Origin of the sequence: Minwuia sp. (assembly GCF_048007105.1) — a bacterium.
GTDB lineage: Bacteria > Pseudomonadota > Alphaproteobacteria > Minwuiales > Minwuiaceae > Minwuia.
Window position 1 is genome coordinate 2,208,226 of record NZ_CP180352.1, and the last position, 20,127, is coordinate 2,228,352.

Here is a 20,127-nt window from a genome sequence, read left to right on the forward strand (position 1 = left end):
TGAACGTCCGAGGAGCAAGCCGATGTTCGATACCATTCTCGAGAACGCGACCGCCGCAAGCATGGCGGCGGTTGTCTACCACCACGCGGTCTATCCGAAGCTGGCCGCCCGTCTGGGCCGCCGCAGCGAGGACGCCACGCAGCGTCCGCTGCTCCGGCGTCTGCCGGCGCTTTCGATCATGATGCCCGCCTACAACGAGGCCGGCTGCATCGCGGCCAAGATCCACAACATCGCCGGACAGGATTATCCGGCAGGGCAGCTGCAGATCCTCATCGGATGCGACGGCTGCAGCGATGCCACCGCCGATCTGGCCCGCCGGGCCGCCGCCTGCCACCCCGGCCACGATATCCAGGTCATCGAGTTTCCCGAGAACCGCGGCAAGATCGCGATGCTGAACGACCTGATGGCGCGGGCCACCGGCGCGGTCACGGTGCTGACCGACGTCTCGGCCCTGCTGCCGGTCAACGGTCTCTCGCGGCTGGCGGCGCATTTCGGCGACGAACGCGTCGGCGCGGTCGGTGCGGGCTATCGCCCGGCGCTGGAGACCAATCCCGGCGAGAAGGCCTACTGGGACTATCAGCGCCGCATCAAGGCCGGCGAGTCGGTGCTGGGCGGTCTGATCGGCGCGCATGGCGCCTGCTATGCCATCCAGACCGGCGCCTGGCGTCCGCTCAAGGCCGATACCGTCAATGACGACTTCATCGTGCCGATGGAGATCGCGCTGCAGGGCTGGCGCACGGTCTACGACCCTTCGATCGCCTGCATCGAGCTTGATGCCGCGACCGACCAGGCCGATTTCCGCCGCCGCATTCGTATCGGGGAGGGCAACGCGCAGCAGCTCTGGCGCCTGTTGCCGAAGCTGCGTCTCGACCGCCCCGGACTCGCTTTCGCCTTCCTGTCAGGCAAGGGCCTGCGGGTGGCGATGCCGTTCCTGATGGCCTTCAGCCTCGCCGGAGCGGCGATGGCCGCCGCCGGCTCCGACCTGATGCTGATGGCTGCGTCCATGCAGGGCGCCGCCTATGGCGTCGCCGCGGCCGCGTGGATGGTTCCCGAACTGCGCCGGATCGGCACCGTCGAGGCGCTGCGTTACCTCGTCGCCGGCCATATCGCTTCCGCCATCGGCGCCATGCGCTTCGCGTTTGCCCGCCGCCGCGGCGCCTGGGGGCGTGTCGGTGGCGGAAACCGGAACCCGGGAGCCGCCGCATGACAACGCATTTCATTCTCGGCCGCGACGGCCGACGCCGCCCGCTCAAGGAGCTGATGGCTCAACTGGCCGGGCATCTCGCCACCGCGGACCAGATGGTCCGCATCGAACCAAAGCCGCTTCGTCAGGCCAGCAGTTGAGAGGAGCCACGCCATGACAGAGACACACATGGACCGCGCCACGCGCGTGGCCAAACGCAGCGTCGACATCGCCGGCGCCGTGACAGGCCTGATGCTGACCGCGCCGGTCATTCCCGTGATCGCGCTGGCTATCAAGCTGGAGAGCCGCGGCCCCGTCTTCTTCCGCCAGCTGCGCGTCGGCCGGATGCTGGCCGACCGCACCGAGCTGTTCCGGATGATCAAGTTCCGCTCCATGCGCCAGGACGCCGAAGCCCGGAGCGGCGCGGTCTGGGCCAGCAAGCGCGACCCCCGCATTACCCGGGTCGGCAACGTCCTGCGCAAGACCCGGCTGGACGAGATCCCGCAGTTCATCAACGTGCTGCGCGGCGACATGTCCCTGATCGGCCCGCGCCCGGAGCGCCCTGAATTCTACAAGCGGCTGGAGACGGCGATCCCGCACTACAGCGGCCAGCACCTTCGGCCTCCGCCCCGGCATCACCGGTCTGGCCCAGGTCAGCCAGGGCTACGACGAGACCATCGAGGACGTGCGTTCCAAGGTCATGTTCGACCACGCCTACGCCGTCCAGACCTTCCGTTTCAGCGACTGGTTGAGGAGCGATCTCCGGATCATCGGCCAGACGCTGTCCGTCATGGCCCTGGGACGCGGCCGCTAGCTCCTCACACCGGGGCGAGAGCCCCGGGCCGCGTCCCATTGCCCCGGCGGCGGGTCTCTTGGCCGGAGACCCGCCGCCACCACTGATCTCATCGAGGAGCAGCGACCATGATCTCGACCACCGCCAACTGGATCCGCCGCCGGGAAGACCCGATGGCCGATCGTCTCTATCGCCTGATCAAACGTGTCCAGGTTCTGGACATGCCGGTCCTGCCGGGTCTGCACATGACGCTCTACCGGACGCACCGTCTGTTGACCGGTCTGGGCAGCGACCTGATCCGCCGGGTGTACTGGACGCCGATGTTCCGCGCCCGCTGCGGCGGCACCGGCCGCCGGCTGCACATCGCCGGGGGTGGCATGCCCTTTGTCAGCGGTCCGGTCCGGATCCAGCTCGGCGACGACTGCCGTCTCTCGTCGGCGATGACCATTTCCGGCCACGGCCGCTCGAAGGCAACGCCCGAGTTCATCTGCGGCGAGAATGTCGGCATCGGCTGGCAGACTACTGTCGCCGTCGGCAGCTGCATCGTGTTCGAGGACAACGTCCGCATCGGCGGGCGCGCCTTCTTCGCCGGCTATCCGGGCCATCCCGTCAACGCCGCCGACCGCGCCGCAGGCCTGCCCGACACCGACGACCAGATCGGCGACATCGTGCTGCGCCGCGATGTCTGGATCGGCACCGGCTGCACTGTCAATGTGGGCGTCGAGATCGGCGCGGGCACCATCGTCGCCGCCGGCAGCGTGGTGACGAAGAGCCTGCCGGCCGGCGTGCTGGCCGGCGGCGTGCCCGCCCGCGTGATCCGCGCACTTAACCCCGAAGACAGGAGCCTCGGATGAACGCCCCCCTGATCGTGTTCGGCGAGGACTGGGGGGCGCACCCCTCCAGCACCCAGCACCTGATCCGCCGCATCGCCGCCGACCGCGATGTGCTCTGGGTCAACTCCATCGGCATGCGGCGGCCCCGGCTGAACCGCGCCGACGCCCGGCGCGCAGCAGCCAAGCTCACCGCCATGGCCCGCCGCGGCGGCGATGACGGAAGCCCGGCGCCCCTGGCGACGCCCGAACGGCTCAGGGTCGCCTCCGCGACCGCCGTGTCCTGGCCTGGCTCGTCCATCGCCCGGCGGCTGAACCGCGCGCTGATCCCGGGTTCCCTGAAGCCGCATCTGGCACGCCTTGGCGAGCGGCCGATTCTCTGGACCTCGTTGCCGACCGCGGTGGACGCCGTGGGTCAGTTCGGCGAGCAGGCCGTGGTCTACTACGCCGGTGACGATTTCGAAGGCCTGGAAGGCGTCGATCACGGACCCGTCGGCCGGATGGAACGCGAACTGGCTGCAAAGGCCGACCTGATCATCGCCGCCAGCGACGTCATCGCCGCCAAGTTTCCGGCGGAGAAGACTGTCGTGCTGACACATGGCTGCGATCTGGAGCTCTTTTCGACCCCGGCCTCGCGCGCCGACGATGTGCCCGGGGGCGCAAAGGTCGCCGGGTTCTACGGCAGCCTAGCCGACTGGCTGGACTACGAGATGCTGCAACGGGTGGCCAGCCTGCGTCCCGACTGGCAGTTCCAGTTCGTCGGCAATGTGCAGAGCCGCTCGCCCGATCTGGCAGCGCTGATGGCCCTGCCCAACACCCGTTTCCGCCCGGCGGTGCCGCATGCGGCGCTGCCGGGCTATGTCCAGCACTGGACCGCGGCCATTCTGCCCTTCCGGGACACGCCGCAGATCCGCGCCTGCAACCCGCTGAAGCTCCGCGAATACCTGGCCACCGGCGGCCGGTCGTCGCGACGCCGTTCCCGGCGCTGAAACCGTACCGGCGCATGGTGCGGGTCGCGATGCGGGCGGAGACCTTCGCGCTCAGCCTGGATGCGGCCGCCAATGAATCCTCGGCAATGCCGGCTGTCCGGCGGCGCATCGTGGCCGGCGAAAGCTGGGACGACCGCGCCGCCGAAGTGGAGACGATGCTGCGGCGCCTGGAAGGCCGGGCCGCACCGCTGCGGATTGCAGCGGCCGCTGCGTGAGGCAGCAACCGCTCCAGAACGGCCTGAGATCGATCTCAATGTTTTCAATGAGTTGAACGGTCCAAAAGGCGGAACGGCGCTTGCGGGTACCCGGGCACGTGTTGAGGAGCACTGCCATGAAACGAACCGTCATCCGCCTGATGGCCGTCATGACCCTGGGACTGGGCGCGACCGGCTGCATCGGCATCACCAAGGGAAATCCGCTCGCGCTGGTGCCGGCCTCGGAGCTCGCGTTGATCCGCAGTTCCGCCCCGGTCGAGAAGGAGGCCATATCGGTCGACGACCTGCTGGCCCAGGCCCGGGCGACGGGCAAGGACGCGGGGCCCGCCGCGGCCCCGGTTCCGATGCAGCTCGACCTCGCGTTCGAAGGCGAAGCCGTTGTGGCCGGGCCGGGTCACCTTGCATCGGTCGGCAGCTTCGTCGCCGCGGCGCCCGCCGGGAAGATCACCATCGCCTGCGGCTCCGGCCTGGACGCCGAGGGCCTGCGCGCGCACCGCCGGGCGCTGACCGTCCGCAAGCTGCTGGAGTTCGTCGGCGCCGCTGCCGAGATCCGGCGCGAACCGGGCCTCGCGCCCGGCACCATCCGTCTCATCCGCGGGGGCCGGCAGGCATGAAGGACGAATGGCGCATACTGATCCGTCTCTGGATCCAGACCGCGTGGCGGCTGCGTTACCTGATCTGCGCACTGCTGATCCTGCTGCCCGTCATCGGCGGCGTCGCCAGCCAGCTGCGGTCGCGGACCTACGAGACGAAGATGTCGATCCTGATCCAGGAATCGGCGAAGCATAATCCCTTCCTGGAAGATCTCGCCGTCGAGACCCGGGTGAAGGACCGGCTGTCGGCGCTGAACGCATTGCTGCACAGCCGCCACATCCTGCTGGGCGTCGCCATCGACCTGGAATGGGTCAACGACGATACCGAAGCCGCGCAGCGCGAGCGCGTCGTGCGCCAGCTTTCGGAAGCGGTCTCGCTGCGGCTGGTCGGCGAGGAGCTGATCGAGCTCAACTACAAGCAGTCTTCTCCCACCGATATCGACAAGGTGCTGATGGCGATCGCCCGCCGCTTCATGGAGAAGGTGCTGGCGCCGGAACGCTCGTCGATCGCCGGATCGGTGAACTTCCTGGAAAAGCAGATCGCCGAGAGCCAGCAGGCACTGTCCAAGGCCGAATCGGCGCTGGGCGCCTTCCGTTCGGATAATGCCGACAGCCTGCCCGACCTGCATGCGGGCAACATGCGCCGCCTCGCCGATCTGCGGCAGGAACTGTCCCTTCGCGAGGTGGAACTGGAAGGCGCGAACGCCGCCTTCGCCGATCTCCGCCGCCGCGTCGCCGCCGCCAATCCTGTGGTGCTGAACATCGAGCACCGGATCGTGCAGGTGCGGACCGACCTGGCCGCCATGCGGGCGCGCTACACCGACAGCCATTCCGCCGTCCGCGCCGCCGAGCGCCAGCTCGCCCGGCTGACCGCCGAACGCGACGCCCTGGTCCAGGGCGCGCAGGAAATGGACATGCAGAAGATCGAGGAGGTCTGGGGCGCCGCCCTGCGCCAGACCGAGCCGGACAGCGGCCTGCAGCAGCTGCTGGTAAGCCAGGTCGAGGCGCTGCGCGCCGCCCAGGCCGGCCACGTCCAGATGCAGCGTCAGGTCGAGGTTCTGCGCGCCGAGGTCGAGCGCATGGAGATGCAGACCGCCGGCTTCGGCGAAGTGCAGCGCCAGCTCGACACGCTGGAGCGCGACGTGGCTGTCCAGCGCGACGTGCACGAGAAGCTGCTGAAGCGCGCCGGAATGGCCCGCGTCACCGGCGCACTCGGTCAGTTCGAGGCCCCGGAGCGGGTCAAGATCATCGACCTGCCGACCGTGCCGGGCGGACCCAACGGCCTGCCGGCCATGGCCTTCGTGATCGCCGGCCTGTTCGCCGCCATCGGCGCGGGCGCCGGCCTCGTCGCCCTTTCTGAGGTCCTCGACAGCTCGGTCCGCACCCGCGAGCAGGCCGCCCAGGCCGGTCCGCCGGTGGTCGCCGTGCTTCCCCGCATCTCTCCCGTCGAACTGGAAGTCCGGAACCTGATCCGGCTCCAGGGCCTCAGCCGCAAGGAGCTACTCTCATGAGCACCGTCGCCCAGATCGTCCAGCATCTCCGCCCCGGCGGAATTGAATGCCTCGCCCTAGAGCTGCTGCGCAATCCGCCGGGCAGCGGAAACGGCCTGCTGATCAGCCTGGAAGGCGATGCCGACACCGCGATCCGCGAATGGCCGCGGCTTGCCGCCCATCGCGACCGCCTGGTCTTCCTGGGCAAGCGGCCCGGTGCCGATCTCGGCCTGGTCTTCCGGCTGGCCCGGGTGCTGCGGCAGCACGGCGTGGACCGGGTCCACACCCACCACGTCGGCCCGATGATCTACGGCGGCGCCGCGGCGCGGCTCGCCCGGATCCGCCGTCTCGTCCATACCGAACATGACGCCTGGCATCTGCAGGAACGGAAGCGCGCCCGCCTGGTCCGCCGGGTCTGGTCGCTGCTGCTGCCGCGCCTTGTCGCCGACGCGCAGCTGGTCGCCGACCAGGTCCGCGAACTGGCCCGCATTCCGGTCGCAGCCATCGTCCGCAACGGCGTCGATCTGGACCGCTTCAGCCCCGGCGACCGCATGGCCGCCCGGTCCGCACTGGGCTTGCCGGCGCATGTCGAACTGATCGGCGTGGCCGGCCGCCTTGCGGCGGTGAAAAACCAGTCGGCGGCCCTGAAGGCGCTGACCCGCCTGCCCGCCGGATCGATCCATCTCGCCTTCGCCGGCGACGGCGAGGAACGGGCCGCGCTGGAGGCCGAGGCCGAGGCGCTGGGTATCCGCCACCGCGTCCATTTCCTGGGCCACCTGGACGGAATCGAGCGGTTCTACCGCGCCGTCGACGTCATCTGCCTGCCAAGCCGGTTCGAGGGCTATCCCCTCAGCCTGATCGAGGCGCAGGCCTGCGGGACCCCGGTCGTCGCCACAAATGTCGGCGGCGTGGCCGAGGCGGTCTGCCCGGTTTCGGGCCGGCTGGTCGCCGACGGGGATATCGTGGCGCTGGCCGCGGCGCTGGATCAGGTGCTCTGGTCGTCCCGCCGCTGTGCGGCGCGGACCTTCGCCGAGCGCCACGGCTCCCTCGACACGATGGTCAGCGGCTATGCCGCGGTGATGGCCTGAACCATGGTCTCGCTGGCGGCAACCGGGAAAGGCACGCAGCTCGCCATCGCGGCGGGCTTCAGCCTGTTCGTCTTCGGGGCGCTGACAGGTTTCGCCCACCCGGTTGTGCCCGTGGCGCTCGGCCTGCTGCCTGTCGTGCTGCTGGGCGCGCTGCGTCAGGCCTGCATGCTGGGCATCCTGTTCGTCGCCTTCTCCTTCTTCCGGCTGCACGAGGTCGTGCCGCAGTTGATGCCGCTGAAGCTGCCGCTGCTGCTGGCGCTCGGCGTGCTGGGCACGCTGGGCTGGAATCTCGCCTTCAGGCGCACGAAGACCTACTGGGATCCGCTGTTCACGCCGTTCCTGCTCTTCTTCCTGATCGTGACCATCGGGGTCTTCGCCGGCACCAATACCGGCAACGCCTTCGGCTACTGGAAGGACACCTATATCAAGATTGCGATCATGGTGTTCGCTCTCGCCTGGCTGCTGCGGCATCCGCGCGACTTCGCGAAGCTGCTGGTCGTGATGCTCGGGTCGGCAACGCTGGTCGCGCTGGTCGCGCTGCAGAACAAGGCAGCGGGCATCGGGCTGGTGGAAGGCACACGCGTCACCATCGGCCGGGATATCGGCTCGATGCTCGGTGATCCCAACGACCTGTCGCTGGTGCTGCTGTTCGGCGCCGGCTGGGCGCTGGGCGCTGCGGACACGAAGGGTCTCGGCCGTTTCGCGCGGATCGCCGGGGTCGTCGTCTTCGTGCTGATTGCTCTTGCCGTTGTCGCCACCCAGAGCCGCGGCGGCCTGCTGGGCATCGCTTCGGTGGTCGGGGTCTTCGCCTCGCGGCGGATCAAGTCGAAGCTGCTGCTCGGGTCCATGGGCGGACTGGCCATGATGGTACTGTTCGCCGTCGCCGGGATCGACGACCGCCAGTCCGGCGGCGCGCATGAGGAAGGCATCGACGAATCCGCCATGGGCCGCATCTACGCCTGGCAGGCGGCGATGGGCATGGCGGTCGCCAGGCCGCTCTTCGGCGTCGGCGTCGACAACTTCCTGTTCAACTACTACCTCTACAGCCCGCACTGGGACGGCCAGAACCACGCCGTGCACTCGACATGGTTCGGCGTCATGGCCGAGACCGGGATCCTGGGCTTCCTCGTCTTCGTCACCATGGTCGCGGCACTGGGGATCTCGGCCTGGCGGGTGCGCAACCGCCTGCTCGCCGATCCGGACAGTCCGGCGGTGATGCGCGCAGCCGGCAGCGCCCTGGTCGGCGGCTTCGCCGGGTTTTGCGTCAGCGGCACCTTCCTGACCCAGGGTTTCGTCTGGCCTATCTACATCATGCTGGCCCTGGCCATCGCGCTGCGACAGTACGCGGCCACCGCTGCGGATTGCAGCGCCGCCGCGGCAAGCCGCAGTGCTGCAGCCAAAACCGACCTACAACCTGTTGAAACACAAGAGCTTCTATTGCGGCCCACGGTTTGCGACGCGCCGCACCGTACAGAATGAGGGAAACCGACATGAGACTGCCTGTCCTGACCACGATCCTGATCGCCGCCGGCACCGCAGCCGGCCAGGCGTTCGCGCAGGAGGTGCCGGAGAACCTGACCAATATCGGCGTCGACCGGACCATTCTGGATACCGTCGACCGCCAGTTGCCAGAGGCAGAGGCCGTCGGCGCGGAGTTTCTGAACGAGAGCTACTATCCGAGCCTGCGTCTGGACGCGGCGTCGCACCTGTCGGTCACCTTCGTCAGCGAAGGCGCAGGCTACAGAAACGCGGTTGGCTACTTCACCTATCAGGACGGGGCCTTCGACAATTACAGCTTCTCCGATTTCGACATGAACGGGTCGGGCAATATCAGCTACAGCGAAATGGCCGGATCCGGCGCGGTCGACGAAATCGGCGTCCTGTTCGGCAACTTCTCGGCCGCCGGATCGGGCGGTTCGCTGACTGCGGGCGACACCACGGTCATCGGCGGCGGCGGCATCAGCCTCAATGGCGACGGCAGCTGGCTGATGGACGGCGGCACGGTCTTCGACGCGGGCACCAATGTCGGATTCTTCCTGATCGCCAACGGCTGGAACGGCAGCGGCGTGAACGGCGTCGACAACCTGGCCGACAACGCAACCTACTGGTCGATGGACTTCCTCAATCCCGAAAACGATCCGGACGCCACCATCGAGGACGTCAGCCGGGACACGCGCCACCTCGCCATGCTGAACGTCAGCGATGCCAACCAGATCGTCGTCGGCTTCGAGGACCTCAACCGCGCCACCGGCGACAACGACTTCAACGACGCCGTCTTCATCGTCCGTTCCGACCCGGCCGAGGCGCTGCAGAACTCCAACATCCCCAAGGTCAGCGCCGCACCGGCGCCGGGCCTCGGCGCGGGCGCCGGCGGTCTGATCCTGGCCGGCGGCCTGCTGGCTGCGGCGCGCCGCAGGCGGAAGTCCGGGTCATGATCGCCCGGGCTGCCCGCCGCCTGCCGCCGGCACTGCGGCAGACGCTGCTCTACGCGCTGTCGATCGCGACCGCCAAGGCGGTGTCCTTCGTCATGGTGCCTGTGTTCACGCAGTTCCTGACGCCGGAGGATTATGGGCGGCTCGATGTCCTGCAGACGCTGGCGGATCTGCTGTCCGTGGTGATCGGGCTGGGTCTGGCCGACTGCGTCTACCGGTTTGCGGGCACCGAGAACGACCCGGCGCGCATGCGCCGGGCCGCAGCTTCGGTGTTCGGACTGGCCATGGCCTCGGGCGCGATCTTCCTCGCCGCAGGGCAGCTTGCCGCCCCCTGGGTGGCCAATCTGCTTCCGGGCGGCGTGCAGGTATCGGAGACGCGGCTGATCCTGATCAGCCTGGCCGCCTCCGGCCTGATCCTCGTCCCCCTCGCCTGGCTGAGACTGAACGGCCGCGCCGGCACCTACGCCCTGGCCAGCGGCGGCCGGGCGGTGCTGCAGGCGCTCCTCGCCACTCTGTTGCTTTCCCTCGGTTTCGGGGTTGCCGGCGTCCTGCTGGCCGGCATGATCGCGTGCATCGCGCTGACCACCTGGATGGTCGTCATGCAACTCCGCCAGACCGGACTGGTGCTGCAGGGCGAGGACGTCCGACGGCACGCGGCCTTCGGCGGTCCGCTGGTGCTGGCCGGCGCGGCCGCCTTCGTGCTGGGCAGTTGCGACCGCTGGTTCCTGGCGGCGCTGGACGGGACCGCGGCAGTCGCGGCCTACGCCGTGGCGGTGAAATTCGGCCTGATCGTGGCGATGGGCGCGCAGCCCTTCGAGCTCTGGTGGCAGGCGCGGCGCTTCCCGATGCTGGGCGGTGAGAACGGGCCCCGCCTGGTCGCCGCCTCGGCGTGGACCGGTACGGTCTGGGTCGTGCTCTGCGGTGTCGGCGTTGCGGCGGTGGCGCCGCAGCTGATCCGGACAATGACGCCCGCCGCCTATCATGGCGCGGCCGATCTGGTCCCCTGGCTTTCCGGCATTGCCGTGCTGCACGCCGTCACCGGCCTGCTGAATGTCGGCATCTACAGCGGCCGGACCGGCTGGGACGCCTTCCGTGTCGAGGGCGCGGTCGCGCTCGCCGCGCTGGCGCTCTATGGTCTCTTGATTCCGCGCTTCGGCGTCGAGGGCGCCATCAGTGCGACGGCGCTGGCGCAGGCCGGGCGCATGATCCTGGTCGTCGGGCTGGCGCAGAAGCGGCGGCCGGTTCCCTACCCTCTCCGCGCCATCGCCGTGCTGCTGGCGCTGGGCGCCGCGGCTCTCGCCGCGATCTGGATGCAGTCGGACTGGCTGGCGGAACTTGCCGCAGGCGTGACCGCCGCATTGGCGATCACGGGCTTCGCGCTGGTCGCGGCGCCGCTGCCGCCGGCGCTCGCGCACCTGCTTTCAATCCGGCTTCCGTTTCTCCCAGGCCATCTGCTTGCGGTAGATCGTCGAGGTTGAGATCCCGAGCACCCGGGCGGCCTGGGTGACATTGCCCTCGAACTTCTCAATCGCCGCCTCGATCGCCATCATCTCCAGTTCGGCCAGCGGTCGAACCAGGATATCGGCCGCATCGGCCGCCATCGCCGGCGCCGCGGGCGCGGGCGATGGCGCGGAATGAGCCGGCGGCAGCGGATGGCTGGCGAAGCCCGGCTGGGGCACGGGCTGGGCCTGCCAGCCCTGCGGCGCAGCGGGCTGCATCGCGGCGACGGGCGGGGCCGGCGGCGGCAAGGGAGGCAGCATCGCCGGCGTCACCATCTCCCCGTCATGCAGCACGGTGATGTTGCGGATCGCGTTCTCCAGCTGGCGCACATTGCCCGGCCAGAAATAGTGCTCGATGGCGGCGCTTGCCTGGGCATCGAAGCCGGTGAAGCGTTTGCCCTCCACCGCGGCATAGTCCTTCAGGAACCGCCGTGCGAGCAGGGAGATGTCGCCCGTCCGCTCCCTGAGCGGCGGCATCAGGATCGGGACCACATGCAGGCGGTAGTAGAGATCCTCCCGGAAGCGGCCCAGCTGCACGTACTCGAGCGGGTTCTTGTTGGTCGCACAGACGAAGCGGATGTCCGTCGGCCGGTCCTTCGAATCGCCGACGCGGCGGTAGGTGCCGGTCTGGATGAAACGCAGCAGCTTCGCCTGCAGGTCCAGATCCATCTCGCAGATCTCGTCCAGGAACAGGGTGCCGCCATCGGCCTCCTCGGCGGCGCCGACATGGTCGTTCACCGCGCCGGTGAAGGCGCCCTTCCGGTGGCCGAAGATCGAGCTTTCCATCAGTTCGCGCGGGATCGCGGCGCAATTGATGGCGACGAAGGGGCCGTTGCGGCGTTCGCCGGCATTGTGGATGGCGTTGGCGCAGAGTTCCTTGCCGGTGCCGCTCTCGCCGGTGATGAAGACGGGCGCATCGGACGGCGCGGCCGCCTCGATCAGCGCGAAGACATTCTTCATGGACGGGCTCTCGCCGAGGAAGCCCGACGGCCCCCGCTTCCGTTTGGTTGCGCCCGTCCGGGCCGGAGAGCTTGACGCCGTTTCGGCGACGGTTTCGGGCGCAGCACGTTCCCGCCGCGCCAGCGCCGTCTCGCAGGCTTCCCGCAGCTTCTTTGGGCTGCAAGGTTTCACGATGAATTCCATCGCCCCCAGATGCATCGCCTCCACCGCCGTCTTCACCGATCCCTGACCGGTGAGCACGATCGTCGGCGGCACCCGGCTGTCCTCGGCGCCTTCCCTCAGCAGATCCAGCCCGTTGCCGTCCGGCAGGCGCAGATCGAGGATCATGAGATCGAATAGGTGCTCGCCGATGCGCTGCCGCGCCAGCTTCAGCGTGTCGGCGCGCGTGATAAGGGGGAAGGACGGCAGCAGCCCCTGCTCGTAGAGCATCGCGCTGGCCGGATCGTCCTCGACCATCAGGATCTTCGGGGCATCATCGGTCACGCGGCAACTCCGGAATCGCGATCCTTTCGTTCACGGATCATCTTAGCAGCGTGCAGGTCCGGCGGCGCAACCTCCTGAGATCCGGTCCGGATTGCCGGACCGATCCCCTGCCGGCCGACGCCTTTGCGGCTCCTCCATGACGCATTGTCATGGCACAGGACGCAATCCGTTGCGGTGATCGCGTGGACAACCGACGCAAACCGGATTGTGTCCGCAAACTGGGGTCTGCCTCGTGGTGCATGGCAAAGTTTGCTAGATATTTCGATATGAGGATCCCGAAACTGAGTCAGCATCTTGTTCGAACCTAGACGCCCTCGCTTGAAGGTCGAGGAGTGTATTGATCTGAATGCCGATCAACTGCAGAAAGTAGGAGAGCTGACGCCTCGAACGCGCTCGACACTCAGTACCTATTGGGCGAGGAACCAGCGCTGGTGATGCGGCTGTAGCCGGATCCGCGCTGGCTGTTCATCGACCCTTGACCGGCACCCCGGCGCGACGACACTGGACCAGCAGGTCATCGAATTGGTTTCAGTCGGCTGTACCTAAGGTGGTCGCCGAAGCTTCTTCCTTTGCCCGGGGGACAGCTGCGGCCGACGCTGCGTGTCCCCTTGTTCCCCGTGGGGGGCTGTTCCGCTGCCGGGCCTGCCACGGGCTCATCTATGCATCCCAGACGAAGGACAAATGGGGGCGCCAACTCTGGCAGGCCAACAAGGTCCGTGAGGGCTTGGGCGGAGAACCTGGAACCAGCCAGCCGATAGCGGATCGGCAGCGCGGCATGTGGCGAAAGACCAATTGGCGCAGACCTAACTTCATCCTCTCCGCCATTCCAGACATGTCGCTCGAAGGTATACGCGTCGCCGGATCGTCGTGGTATCGTTCCATTGCCTGCCGCTGGCGATGGAGACCGGCGATGATCGAGCTGACGTCCGAGACCTTTCACGAAACCATGGCCGGAAGCGGCGCCACGGTCTGCTTTCTGCACCGCGGCCAGCCGGACAGGGCCGGTGATGTCGTCGCGGCGGCCGGCGAAGGCGGCGGCTTGCGCTGGGCCTCGCTGGATCTCGAGACGGCGCCGGACATCGCCGGCATGTTCGGGCTGCAGGGCGCCGAAGCGCATCTGCTGATGATGTCCGACAAGGTCGTTCTCTACAGTTCGGCGCTGGATGCCCGGCCCCCGGCCGAGACCGCTGCGATCCTGAAACAGGCGGTGAAGCTGGACATGGGCGCGATACGTCAGGAGCTCGACGAATGGCGCCGCACCGAGGAAGCGAAGGCGCAATTGCGCAGCCGCCGTATCTGCCCCACGGCCTTCTTCGAACCGAACCAGAGCTGATCCCGGTCAGCAGTCGAGCGTGTTTTCCCGCTCCCAGTCGGTGAGGTGGCGGGTGTAGTCCTGCCAGTCATTGTGGCGGAGCTTCAGATAGGCAGATGCGAAGTCAGGTCCCATCGCTTCGATCAGCGCCTTGTCCTTCTCGAAGGCGCGCAGGGCGTCGAGCAGGTTGAGCGGCAGGGTCTTCACGCCGCGGGCCTTGTGTCCCTCCGCATACATGTCGATGTCGAGCCGCTTGCCCGGGTCCAGCTTGCGTTCCATGCCGTCCAGGCCCGCCGCCAGATAGGCCGCCGGCATCAGGTAGGGGTTTGCCGCGCCGTCGCCGAGACGGATCTCGAAGCGGCCGGCGTCGGGGATGCGGACCATGTGCGTGCGGTTGTTGCCGCCATAGCTGATCGTGTTGGGAGACCAGGTGGCGCCGGAACTGGTGACAGGCGCGTTGAGGCGCTTGTAGGAGTTCACCGTCGGCGCGGCCATGGCGGCGAAGCCCGGCGCATGAGCCATCAGCCCGCCGAGGAAGCTGTAGCCCAGGTCCGAGACGCCGAGTTCGCCCTTGGCGTCGTCGAACAGGTTCTTCTTGCCCGACTTGTTCCAGACCGAGACGTGTGCGTGGCAGCCATTGCCGGTCAGGTGCCCGAAGGGCTTGGGCATGAAGGTCGCGCGCAGCCCGTGCTTCTCGGCGATGGCCTTGGCCATGTATTTGAAGAAGGCGTGGCGGTCGGCGGTCTTCAGCGCGTCGTCGAAATCCCAGTTCATCTCGAACTGGCCGTTCGCGTCCTCGTGGTCGTTCTGGTAGCTGCCCCAGCCGAGCGAGATCATCGCGTCGCAGATCTCGGTGATGACGTCGTAGCGCCGCATCAGGGCCGACTGGTCGTAGCAGGGCTTGGCCTGGATGTCGGCTGGGTCCGAGATGGCGCTGCCATCGGGCAGGATCAGGAAAAATTCGCACTCGACGCCGTGGCGGAAGCGGTAGCCCTGCGCCAGCGCCTTCTCGGAGACCTGTTTCAGCACGCGTCGCGGCGACTGCTCGACGGGCTTGCCGTCCATGAACAGGTCCGCGGCGAGCCAGCCGACCTCGGGCTTCCAGGGCAGCTGGATCAGGCTCTCGGGATCGGGCACGGCGAACATGTCCGGGTCAGCCGGGGTCATGTCCAGCCAGGCGGCGAATCCGGCGAAGCCCGCGCCTTCTTCCGCCATCTGGCCGATGGCCTGGGCCGGGACCAGCTTCGCCCGCATCACGCCGAACAGATCGACGAAGCTGATCAGGAAATACTTGATGCCGCGGTCCTTGGCCTCTTTCGGCAGGTCGATGGTCATCGCGGCGTCTCCTTGCTTGTCGTGACGGTCAGACGGAGTGGCCGGGGATCCAGCCGGTGCCGGCCAGCGGCACCCCGGCCATCGCCGCCGCCTCGATGGTCAGCGCGGCGAGATCCTCGGGCTCGAGATTTCTCAGGTGTGACTTGCCGCAGGCCCGGGCCAGCGCCTGGGCTTCCATGGTCATGACATTCAGATAGTTGGCGACGCGGCGGCCGGCGGCCTCCGGATCGAGCCGCTTCTCCAGCGCCGGATCCTGGGTGGCGATGCCGACCGGGCAGCGGCCGGTATGGCAGTGAGCGCAGGCGCCTGGCGCCGCGCCGATGGCGGCGTAGTCGTCCTCGTAGAGCGGACGGTTGCAGTTCAGCGCAATCATGGCGGCGACGCCGATGGAGACCGCATCCGCGCCCATGGCCATCGCCTTGGCGACATCGGCGCCGGTGCGGATGCCGCCGGAGACGATCAGCTTCACCTTGCGGTGCATGCCCAGCTCGGTCAGTGCACGTACGGCCTCGCGGACGGCGGGCAGGGTGGGGATGCCGACATGCTCGATGAAGACGTCCTGGGTGGCCGCGGTGCCGCCCTGCATGCCGTCGACCACGACAACATCCGCGCCTGCCTTCACCGCCAGCGCGGTGTCGTAGTAGGGGCGGCTGGCGCCGACCTTGATGTAGATGGGCTTCTGCCAGTCGGTGATCTCGCGGAGCTCGCGGATCTTGATTTCCAGATCGTCCGGGCCGGTCCAGTCGGGATGGCGGCAGGCCGAGCGCTGGTCGATGCCTTCGGGCAGGTCGCGCATGGCTGCGACCCGCTCGGTGATCTTCAGGCCGAGCAGCATGCCGCCGCCGCCCGGCTTGGCGCCCTGACCGACCACGACCTCGATGGCGTCCGCCTTCTGCAGGTCTTCGGGGTTCATGCCGTAGCGCGAGGGCAGCAGCTGATAGACCAGCTTTTCCGAACTTTTCCGCTCCTCGGGCGTCATGCCGCCGTCGCCGGTGGTGGTCGAGGTGCCCGCGGCGCTGGCGCCCCGGCCGAGCGCTTCCTTGGCGTTGGCGCCCAGCGCGCCGAAGCTCATGCCGGCGATGGTGATCGGGATCTTCAGCTCGATGGGTGTCTTCGCAAAGCGGTCGCCGAGCACGACATCGGTGCCGCAGGCTTCCCGGTAACCCTCCAGCGGATAGCGAGACATGGACGCGCCGAGCAGGATCAGGTCGTCGAAGCTGGGCACGGACCGGCGCGCGCCGAAGCCGCGGATGTCGTAGATGCCTTCGTCGGCGGCGCGCTGAATCTCGGCGACCACATGGGGCGGGAAGGTGGCCGCCGGGCGGATGGTTCTGGGGTCCTTCGCCATGTCAGCGCGCGCCTGCATTGTCGATGTGGAAATTGTAGAGCTTCCGGGCCGAGCCGTAGCGGCGGAACCCGGCAGGATCGGCATCCATGCCCGCCTGCGCCAGCAACTCGCCCAGGGCTTTCAGGTGCTTGGGTTTCATGGGCTTCTCGACGCAGTCGGCGCCCAGGCCGCTGACGGATCCCCGGACGTAGATCTGCGCCTCGTAGATGCTGTCGCCCAGCCCAGGCCCGGCGTTGCCGAGCACGACGATCCGGCCCGACTGCGCCATGAAGCCGCTCATGTGTCCGACATTGCCGCCGACGACGATGTCCGCGCCCTTCAGGGAGATGCCGCAGCGGGCCGAGGCGTTGCCGCCGATCACCACCAGCCCGCCATGGCCCGAGGCGCCGGCGGACTGGCTGGCGTTGCCCGTGATCCGGACCGAGCCGGACATGATGTTCTCCGCAAGACCGGTGCCGGCATTGCCCTCGACGGTGACGGCGGCCTGCCGGTTCATGCCGGCGCAGTAGTAGCCCGCATTGCCGACGATCGTGACCTCGACCGGGGCGTTCAGGCCGCAGGCCAATGCATGCTCTCCGCCCGGATTCGTCAGTTTGAACGCACCTTCGGGCGATTGCTTGAGGGCGCTGTTGACTGCCGTGACGCCCTGTTTTGCGACGTCGAGCTTGCGGCCTGCTGCTGTTTCTGCGGCAGCGTTCATGCGGCCTGTTCCCGTTCCCAAGAATAGACGATGCCCGGTTCCGGCTCCCAGACTGCGGCGTGCTTCACGCCCGGCAGCCGGGCGATGGCGCGGAATTCCGACGACATGGCAACCCAGTCGTCCGTTTCGCCGATCACCGCCGGCTTGCAGGCGACGGGATCGCGCAGGACGGCGAAGCCGCTGGCGGTGCCGACGGCGAAGGTGAAGAAGCCGTCGAGGTCGACCAGTGCCCGCTCCAGCGCGGATTTCAGACTATCGCCTTCCGCCATGCGGTGGGAGAGGTAGCCGGCGGCGACTTCCGAATCGTTCTCGGTCTGGAACCGCTCGCCGGCCCGCATCAGGTCGCGCCGCAGCCAGTTGTGGTTGGACAGCGAGCCGTTGTGGACCAGGCAGGTATCCTGCCCGGTGGAGAAGGGGTGGGACCCGGCGATGGTCACCTCGGACTCGGTCGCCATCCGCGTATGGGCGATGGCGTGGCTGCCGCTGCGGCCCGGCAGGCCGTAGCGCTCTGCAATCCGGTCGGGGTCGCCGACACCCTTGTAGATCTCGATGGACGCGCCCCCGGAGAGCGGCGTCAGGTCGGGCCGGTTGTCGAGCAGCCAGCGGCGAATGTCGTCGGCGCCGCTCGCCGTCTCGATCACCGCATGATCTTCCAGCGGCCGCAATTCGGCGTCCGGCGCTGGACCCTGCTCAAGTTCGCGGCGCAGGGCATCCCAGTCGGTTTCGAGGGGCCCCATCACGGTGATCTTCGCCCGGTTCCCGGCTCGGTCGTAGACGGCGAACCCTGCGGAATCCGGACCGCGGTCGCGCATCTCGTGCAGCATCAGGGCCGTCATGCGACCGAGCTCGCCTTCCAGTTTCGGCGTCTTCAGATAGAGACCGACAATTCCACACATGCTCCGCCGCTCCGACGACTGGCGCACCGGCGCGCCGCGCGAAATCCAAGCAGAAACATGGTTTCATGTCATGAAATAAATTTTACTTTCATGATTTCATGGGTGATACGATCACTGACAGATAGGTCGCGGGCAGGCGGCGGAGTTCCTGAGGCCCGTGCGGGGCGTCGGCGTCGAAGAAGAGCGAGTCGCCCGGACCGAGCACATAGGTGCGGTCGGCGTGACGATAGGAGAGCTCGCCATCGAGCATGTAGATGAACTCGTAGCCCGGGTGGCGGAAGATGGGGAAGGCGTCGGAACCCTGATCGAGCGTGATGAGGTAGGGTTCCACCTGGATGGAGCCCCGCAACGAATGACCCAGAAGCTGATAGAGATGGCCGGCCCGCGTGCCGCGTCGTTCGATGGCGAGGCCCTGGCCCGCCCTGACGAAGGTCGCGTCCCGCTTTTCGTCATAGCTGGCGAAGAGCGCGGTCAGCGGAATGTTCAGCGCCGCCGCCAGCGCCTGCAGCGTTGCCAGCGAGGGCGAAGTCTGGCCGTTTTCCAGTTTCGAAAGCATGCCGGGCGACAGTTTCGTGGCCCGCGCCAGGTCGGCTATGGTCATGCCGAGCGACTGCCTGAAATCGCGGACCTGCCGTCCGACCTCGATCTCCAGCGTCCGCGCTGCGCTGTCGCCCTGAGCGGTGCTGGCCGGTTCGTCGTCCTGTCGGTTGCGGGCCATGATCGCGCTCTCCCGGCGGGCGGCCTCACCGTGAAGCGCCCTGTTTCCACTAGGGATGACGAGCCGCCGCTGTCAATCCGCGACGCACGGCGTTCGGAAATCTGATGGCCGGTCCCTCCACCTGGCGCGTCGGCGTCCTGTTCTCGCAGACCGGCGTCACGGCCGGCATCGAATCGACCCAGCTCGACGGAACGATGCTGGCCATCGAGGAGATCAATGATGCCGGCGGCGTCCGGGGCAAGCCGCTCGAGCCCCTGATCTATGACGGCCGGTCGGATCCGAAGGTCTTCCGCGCCAACGCCGAGCGGCTGCTCGGTCATGACCGGGTCCGGGTGATCTTCGGCTGCTACATGTCCTCTACCCGCAAGGCCGTACTGCCGACGGTCGAGAGCTTTCGCGGGCTGCTGTTCTATCCGACCCTCTACGAGGGGTTCGAATACTCGCCGCACTGCATCTACACCGGCGCCGCGCCGAACCAGAACATGGTGCAGCTGGCGAAATACCTGTTCGAGTTCGTCGGGACGCGGATCTACATGGTCGGGTCCAACTACGTCTATCCCTACGAGACCAACCGGATCATGTCGGATTTCGTGGTGCAGTCGCGGGGGCGTGTCCTTGGCGAGTCCTACCTGCCGCTGGAGCCGCGCGCCGGCGATCTGGACAAGGTGATCCGCGATATTGCCAAGGCAAAGCCCGAGGTCCTGTTCTCGACCGTCGTCGGCTCAGGAACCGCGCGGCTCTATGAAGCGATCCGCGCAGCGGGCATCTCGCCCCGCGAACTGCCGATCGCCAGCCTGACCACCTCGGAGGCCGAGGTTGCCGAAATGGCCCCTGGTGCGGCGGAGAACAGCATCACGGCCGCGCCCTTCTTCGAATCACTCGGCCTGCCCGCTGCGAAGAAGTTTGTAGCCGCCTACCGCGCCCGTTTCGGCGAGGACCGGCCCGTCACCGCAGGCGCCGAGGCGGCCTATTTCCAGGTGCATCTGTTTGCGAGGGCGCTCGAGCGCGCAGGCAGCGACAACTTCCCCGACTTGCTGCCGGAAGTGCGCAAGGTGGAGTTCGCTGCGCCCCAGGGGCCCGTCCGCATCGATCCCGAGAACAATCATGCGCTGCTCTGGCCGCGCGTCGCCCGGGTCAACTCGAAGGGACGTTTCGACGTGGTCTGGAATCCCGGTGTCCGTCTCAAGCCCGATCCCTATTTCGTTGCGCCGTCGCTGGACGACTGGTCCGCCGAGATGGCGCAGGCGACGCACAGCTGACGGG

General features: G+C 67.9%; 19 protein-coding genes and 1 pseudogene. 14 read left to right on the plus strand and 6 right to left on the minus strand.

Features of this window, described 5'->3' with window-relative positions:
- The first annotated feature begins 22 nt into the window (after positions 1 to 22).
- From ACMVY4_RS10720 to ACMVY4_RS10775, 12 genes and pseudogenes are all read left to right on the plus strand, one after another.
- Positions 23 to 1,207, plus strand: coding sequence for a glycosyltransferase family 2 protein (locus ACMVY4_RS10720; protein WP_416900139.1), 1,185 nt, complete (start codon positions 23 to 25; stop codon positions 1,205 to 1,207).
- Positions 1,204 to 1,344 (plus strand): hypothetical protein, encoded by a 141-nt coding sequence (locus ACMVY4_RS10725; protein WP_416900140.1) that lies wholly within the window; start codon positions 1,204 to 1,206, stop codon positions 1,342 to 1,344. Before ACMVY4_RS10720 ends, ACMVY4_RS10725 begins: the two co-directional genes overlap by 4 nt.
- A 13-nt stretch (positions 1,345 to 1,357) precedes the next feature.
- A pseudogene (locus ACMVY4_RS10730) lies at positions 1,358 to 1,997 on the plus strand (sugar transferase).
- A gap of 107 nt (positions 1,998 to 2,104) precedes the next feature.
- Positions 2,105 to 2,830: an acyltransferase gene (locus ACMVY4_RS10735; protein WP_416900141.1), complete on the plus strand. Its 726-nt coding sequence runs from the start codon at positions 2,105 to 2,107 to the stop codon at positions 2,828 to 2,830.
- Positions 2,827 to 3,795, plus strand: coding sequence for a glycosyltransferase family 1 protein (locus ACMVY4_RS10740; protein WP_416900142.1), 969 nt, complete (start codon positions 2,827 to 2,829; stop codon positions 3,793 to 3,795). Before ACMVY4_RS10735 ends, ACMVY4_RS10740 begins: the two co-directional genes overlap by 4 nt.
- Positions 3,796 to 3,809: 14 nt before the next feature.
- Positions 3,810 to 4,010, plus strand: coding sequence for a hypothetical protein (locus ACMVY4_RS10745; protein ID WP_416900143.1), 201 nt, complete (start codon positions 3,810 to 3,812; stop codon positions 4,008 to 4,010).
- Positions 4,011 to 4,126: 116 nt separating this feature from the next.
- Positions 4,127 to 4,624, plus strand: a complete 498-nt coding sequence (locus tag ACMVY4_RS10750; RefSeq protein ID WP_416900144.1) for a hypothetical protein — start codon at positions 4,127 to 4,129, stop codon at positions 4,622 to 4,624.
- Entirely contained in the window at positions 4,621 to 6,114 is a 1,494-nt protein-coding gene (locus ACMVY4_RS10755) for a capsule biosynthesis protein (protein WP_416900145.1), read from the plus strand. Before ACMVY4_RS10750 ends, ACMVY4_RS10755 begins: the two co-directional genes overlap by 4 nt.
- Positions 6,111 to 7,181 (plus strand): glycosyltransferase, encoded by a 1,071-nt coding sequence (locus ACMVY4_RS10760; RefSeq protein ID WP_416900146.1) that lies wholly within the window; start codon positions 6,111 to 6,113, stop codon positions 7,179 to 7,181. Before ACMVY4_RS10755 ends, ACMVY4_RS10760 begins: the two co-directional genes overlap by 4 nt.
- Positions 7,182 to 7,184: 3 nt before the next feature.
- Positions 7,185 to 8,660, plus strand: coding sequence for an O-antigen ligase family protein (locus ACMVY4_RS10765; protein ID WP_416900147.1), 1,476 nt, complete (start codon positions 7,185 to 7,187; stop codon positions 8,658 to 8,660).
- An 11-nt stretch (positions 8,661 to 8,671) separates the two neighbouring features.
- Entirely contained in the window at positions 8,672 to 9,616 is a 945-nt protein-coding gene (locus ACMVY4_RS10770) for a DUF4114 domain-containing protein (RefSeq protein WP_416900148.1), read from the plus strand.
- Positions 9,613 to 11,091, plus strand: a complete 1,479-nt coding sequence (locus ACMVY4_RS10775; RefSeq protein ID WP_416900149.1) for a lipopolysaccharide biosynthesis protein — start codon at positions 9,613 to 9,615, stop codon at positions 11,089 to 11,091. The genes ACMVY4_RS10770 and ACMVY4_RS10775 overlap by 4 nt, the downstream gene beginning before the upstream one ends.
- On the opposite strand, the gene ACMVY4_RS10780 is transcribed toward ACMVY4_RS10775, so the two are convergent.
- A complete protein-coding gene (locus tag ACMVY4_RS10780) occupies positions 11,035 to 12,528 on the minus strand; it encodes a sigma-54-dependent transcriptional regulator (protein WP_416900297.1) in 1,494 nt (497 codons plus the stop codon). The genes ACMVY4_RS10775 and ACMVY4_RS10780 overlap by 57 nt on opposite strands.
- Before the next feature lie 937 nt (positions 12,529 to 13,465).
- Here ACMVY4_RS10780 and ACMVY4_RS10785 point away from each other — a divergent pair.
- Positions 13,466 to 13,888: a hypothetical protein gene (locus tag ACMVY4_RS10785; protein ID WP_416900150.1), complete on the plus strand. Its 423-nt coding sequence runs from the start codon at positions 13,466 to 13,468 to the stop codon at positions 13,886 to 13,888.
- 6 nt (positions 13,889 to 13,894) lie between these two features.
- Here the strand turns inward: ACMVY4_RS10785 and glnT are convergent, their stop codons facing one another.
- The 5 genes from glnT to ACMVY4_RS10810 all read right to left on the minus strand — a co-directional run bounded on the left by glnT (position 13,895) and on the right by ACMVY4_RS10810 (position 18,864).
- Complete coding sequence (gene glnT / locus ACMVY4_RS10790) at positions 13,895 to 15,202, minus strand: type III glutamate--ammonia ligase (RefSeq protein WP_416900151.1); 1,308 nt, start codon at positions 15,200 to 15,202, stop codon at positions 13,895 to 13,897.
- 28 nt (positions 15,203 to 15,230) lie between these two features.
- Positions 15,231 to 16,550 (minus strand): FMN-binding glutamate synthase family protein, encoded by a 1,320-nt coding sequence (locus ACMVY4_RS10795; protein ID WP_416900152.1) that lies wholly within the window; start codon positions 16,548 to 16,550, stop codon positions 15,231 to 15,233.
- 1 nt (position 16,551) lies between these two features.
- The gene (locus tag ACMVY4_RS10800; RefSeq protein WP_416900153.1) at positions 16,552 to 17,250 is read right to left on the minus strand and encodes a protein glxC; all 699 of its coding nucleotides are present in this window, start codon (positions 17,248 to 17,250) and stop codon (positions 16,552 to 16,554) included.
- On the minus strand, positions 17,247 to 18,146 hold the full coding sequence (locus tag ACMVY4_RS10805) for an amidophosphoribosyltransferase (protein WP_416900154.1): 900 nt from the start codon (positions 18,144 to 18,146) through the stop codon (positions 17,247 to 17,249). The genes ACMVY4_RS10800 and ACMVY4_RS10805 overlap by 4 nt, the downstream gene beginning before the upstream one ends.
- 88 nt (positions 18,147 to 18,234) lie before the next feature.
- Complete coding sequence (locus ACMVY4_RS10810) at positions 18,235 to 18,864, minus strand: helix-turn-helix domain-containing protein (protein WP_416900155.1); 630 nt, start codon at positions 18,862 to 18,864, stop codon at positions 18,235 to 18,237.
- Positions 18,865 to 18,968: 104 nt separating this feature from the next.
- On the opposite strand from ACMVY4_RS10810, the gene ACMVY4_RS10815 reads away from it, so the two are divergent.
- On the plus strand, positions 18,969 to 20,123 hold the full coding sequence (locus ACMVY4_RS10815; RefSeq protein WP_416900156.1) for a transporter substrate-binding domain-containing protein: 1,155 nt from the start codon (positions 18,969 to 18,971) through the stop codon (positions 20,121 to 20,123).
- The last annotated feature ends 4 nt before the right edge of the window (positions 20,124 to 20,127 follow it).

Coding starts and splice junctions, on each gene's coding strand:
- ACMVY4_RS10720 (WP_416900139.1), top strand. CDS start 23: ATGTTCGATACCATTCTCGAGAACGCGACCGCCGCAAGCATGGCGGCG.
- ACMVY4_RS10725 (WP_416900140.1), top strand. CDS start 1,204: ATGACAACGCATTTCATTCTCGGCCGCGACGGCCGACGCCGCCCGCTC.
- ACMVY4_RS10735 (WP_416900141.1), top strand. CDS start 2,105: ATGATCTCGACCACCGCCAACTGGATCCGCCGCCGGGAAGACCCGATG.
- ACMVY4_RS10740 (WP_416900142.1), top strand. CDS start 2,827: ATGAACGCCCCCCTGATCGTGTTCGGCGAGGACTGGGGGGCGCACCCC.
- ACMVY4_RS10745 (WP_416900143.1), top strand. CDS start 3,810: ATGGTGCGGGTCGCGATGCGGGCGGAGACCTTCGCGCTCAGCCTGGAT.
- ACMVY4_RS10750 (WP_416900144.1), top strand. CDS start 4,127: ATGAAACGAACCGTCATCCGCCTGATGGCCGTCATGACCCTGGGACTG.
- ACMVY4_RS10755 (WP_416900145.1), top strand. CDS start 4,621: ATGAAGGACGAATGGCGCATACTGATCCGTCTCTGGATCCAGACCGCG.
- ACMVY4_RS10760 (WP_416900146.1), top strand. CDS start 6,111: ATGAGCACCGTCGCCCAGATCGTCCAGCATCTCCGCCCCGGCGGAATT.
- ACMVY4_RS10765 (WP_416900147.1), top strand. CDS start 7,185: ATGGTCTCGCTGGCGGCAACCGGGAAAGGCACGCAGCTCGCCATCGCG.
- ACMVY4_RS10770 (WP_416900148.1), top strand. CDS start 8,672: ATGAGACTGCCTGTCCTGACCACGATCCTGATCGCCGCCGGCACCGCA.
- ACMVY4_RS10775 (WP_416900149.1), top strand. CDS start 9,613: ATGATCGCCCGGGCTGCCCGCCGCCTGCCGCCGGCACTGCGGCAGACG.
- ACMVY4_RS10780 (WP_416900297.1), bottom strand. CDS start 12,528: ATGGTCGAGGACGATCCGGCCAGCGCGATGCTCTACGAGCAGGGGCTG.
- ACMVY4_RS10785 (WP_416900150.1), top strand. CDS start 13,466: ATGATCGAGCTGACGTCCGAGACCTTTCACGAAACCATGGCCGGAAGC.
- glnT (WP_416900151.1), bottom strand. CDS start 15,202: ATGACCATCGACCTGCCGAAAGAGGCCAAGGACCGCGGCATCAAGTAT.
- ACMVY4_RS10795 (WP_416900152.1), bottom strand. CDS start 16,550: ATGGCGAAGGACCCCAGAACCATCCGCCCGGCGGCCACCTTCCCGCCC.
- ACMVY4_RS10800 (WP_416900153.1), bottom strand. CDS start 17,250: ATGAACGCTGCCGCAGAAACAGCAGCAGGCCGCAAGCTCGACGTCGCA.
- ACMVY4_RS10805 (WP_416900154.1), bottom strand. CDS start 18,146: ATGTGTGGAATTGTCGGTCTCTATCTGAAGACGCCGAAACTGGAAGGC.
- ACMVY4_RS10810 (WP_416900155.1), bottom strand. CDS start 18,864: ATGGCCCGCAACCGACAGGACGACGAACCGGCCAGCACCGCTCAGGGC.
- ACMVY4_RS10815 (WP_416900156.1), top strand. CDS start 18,969: ATGGCCGGTCCCTCCACCTGGCGCGTCGGCGTCCTGTTCTCGCAGACC.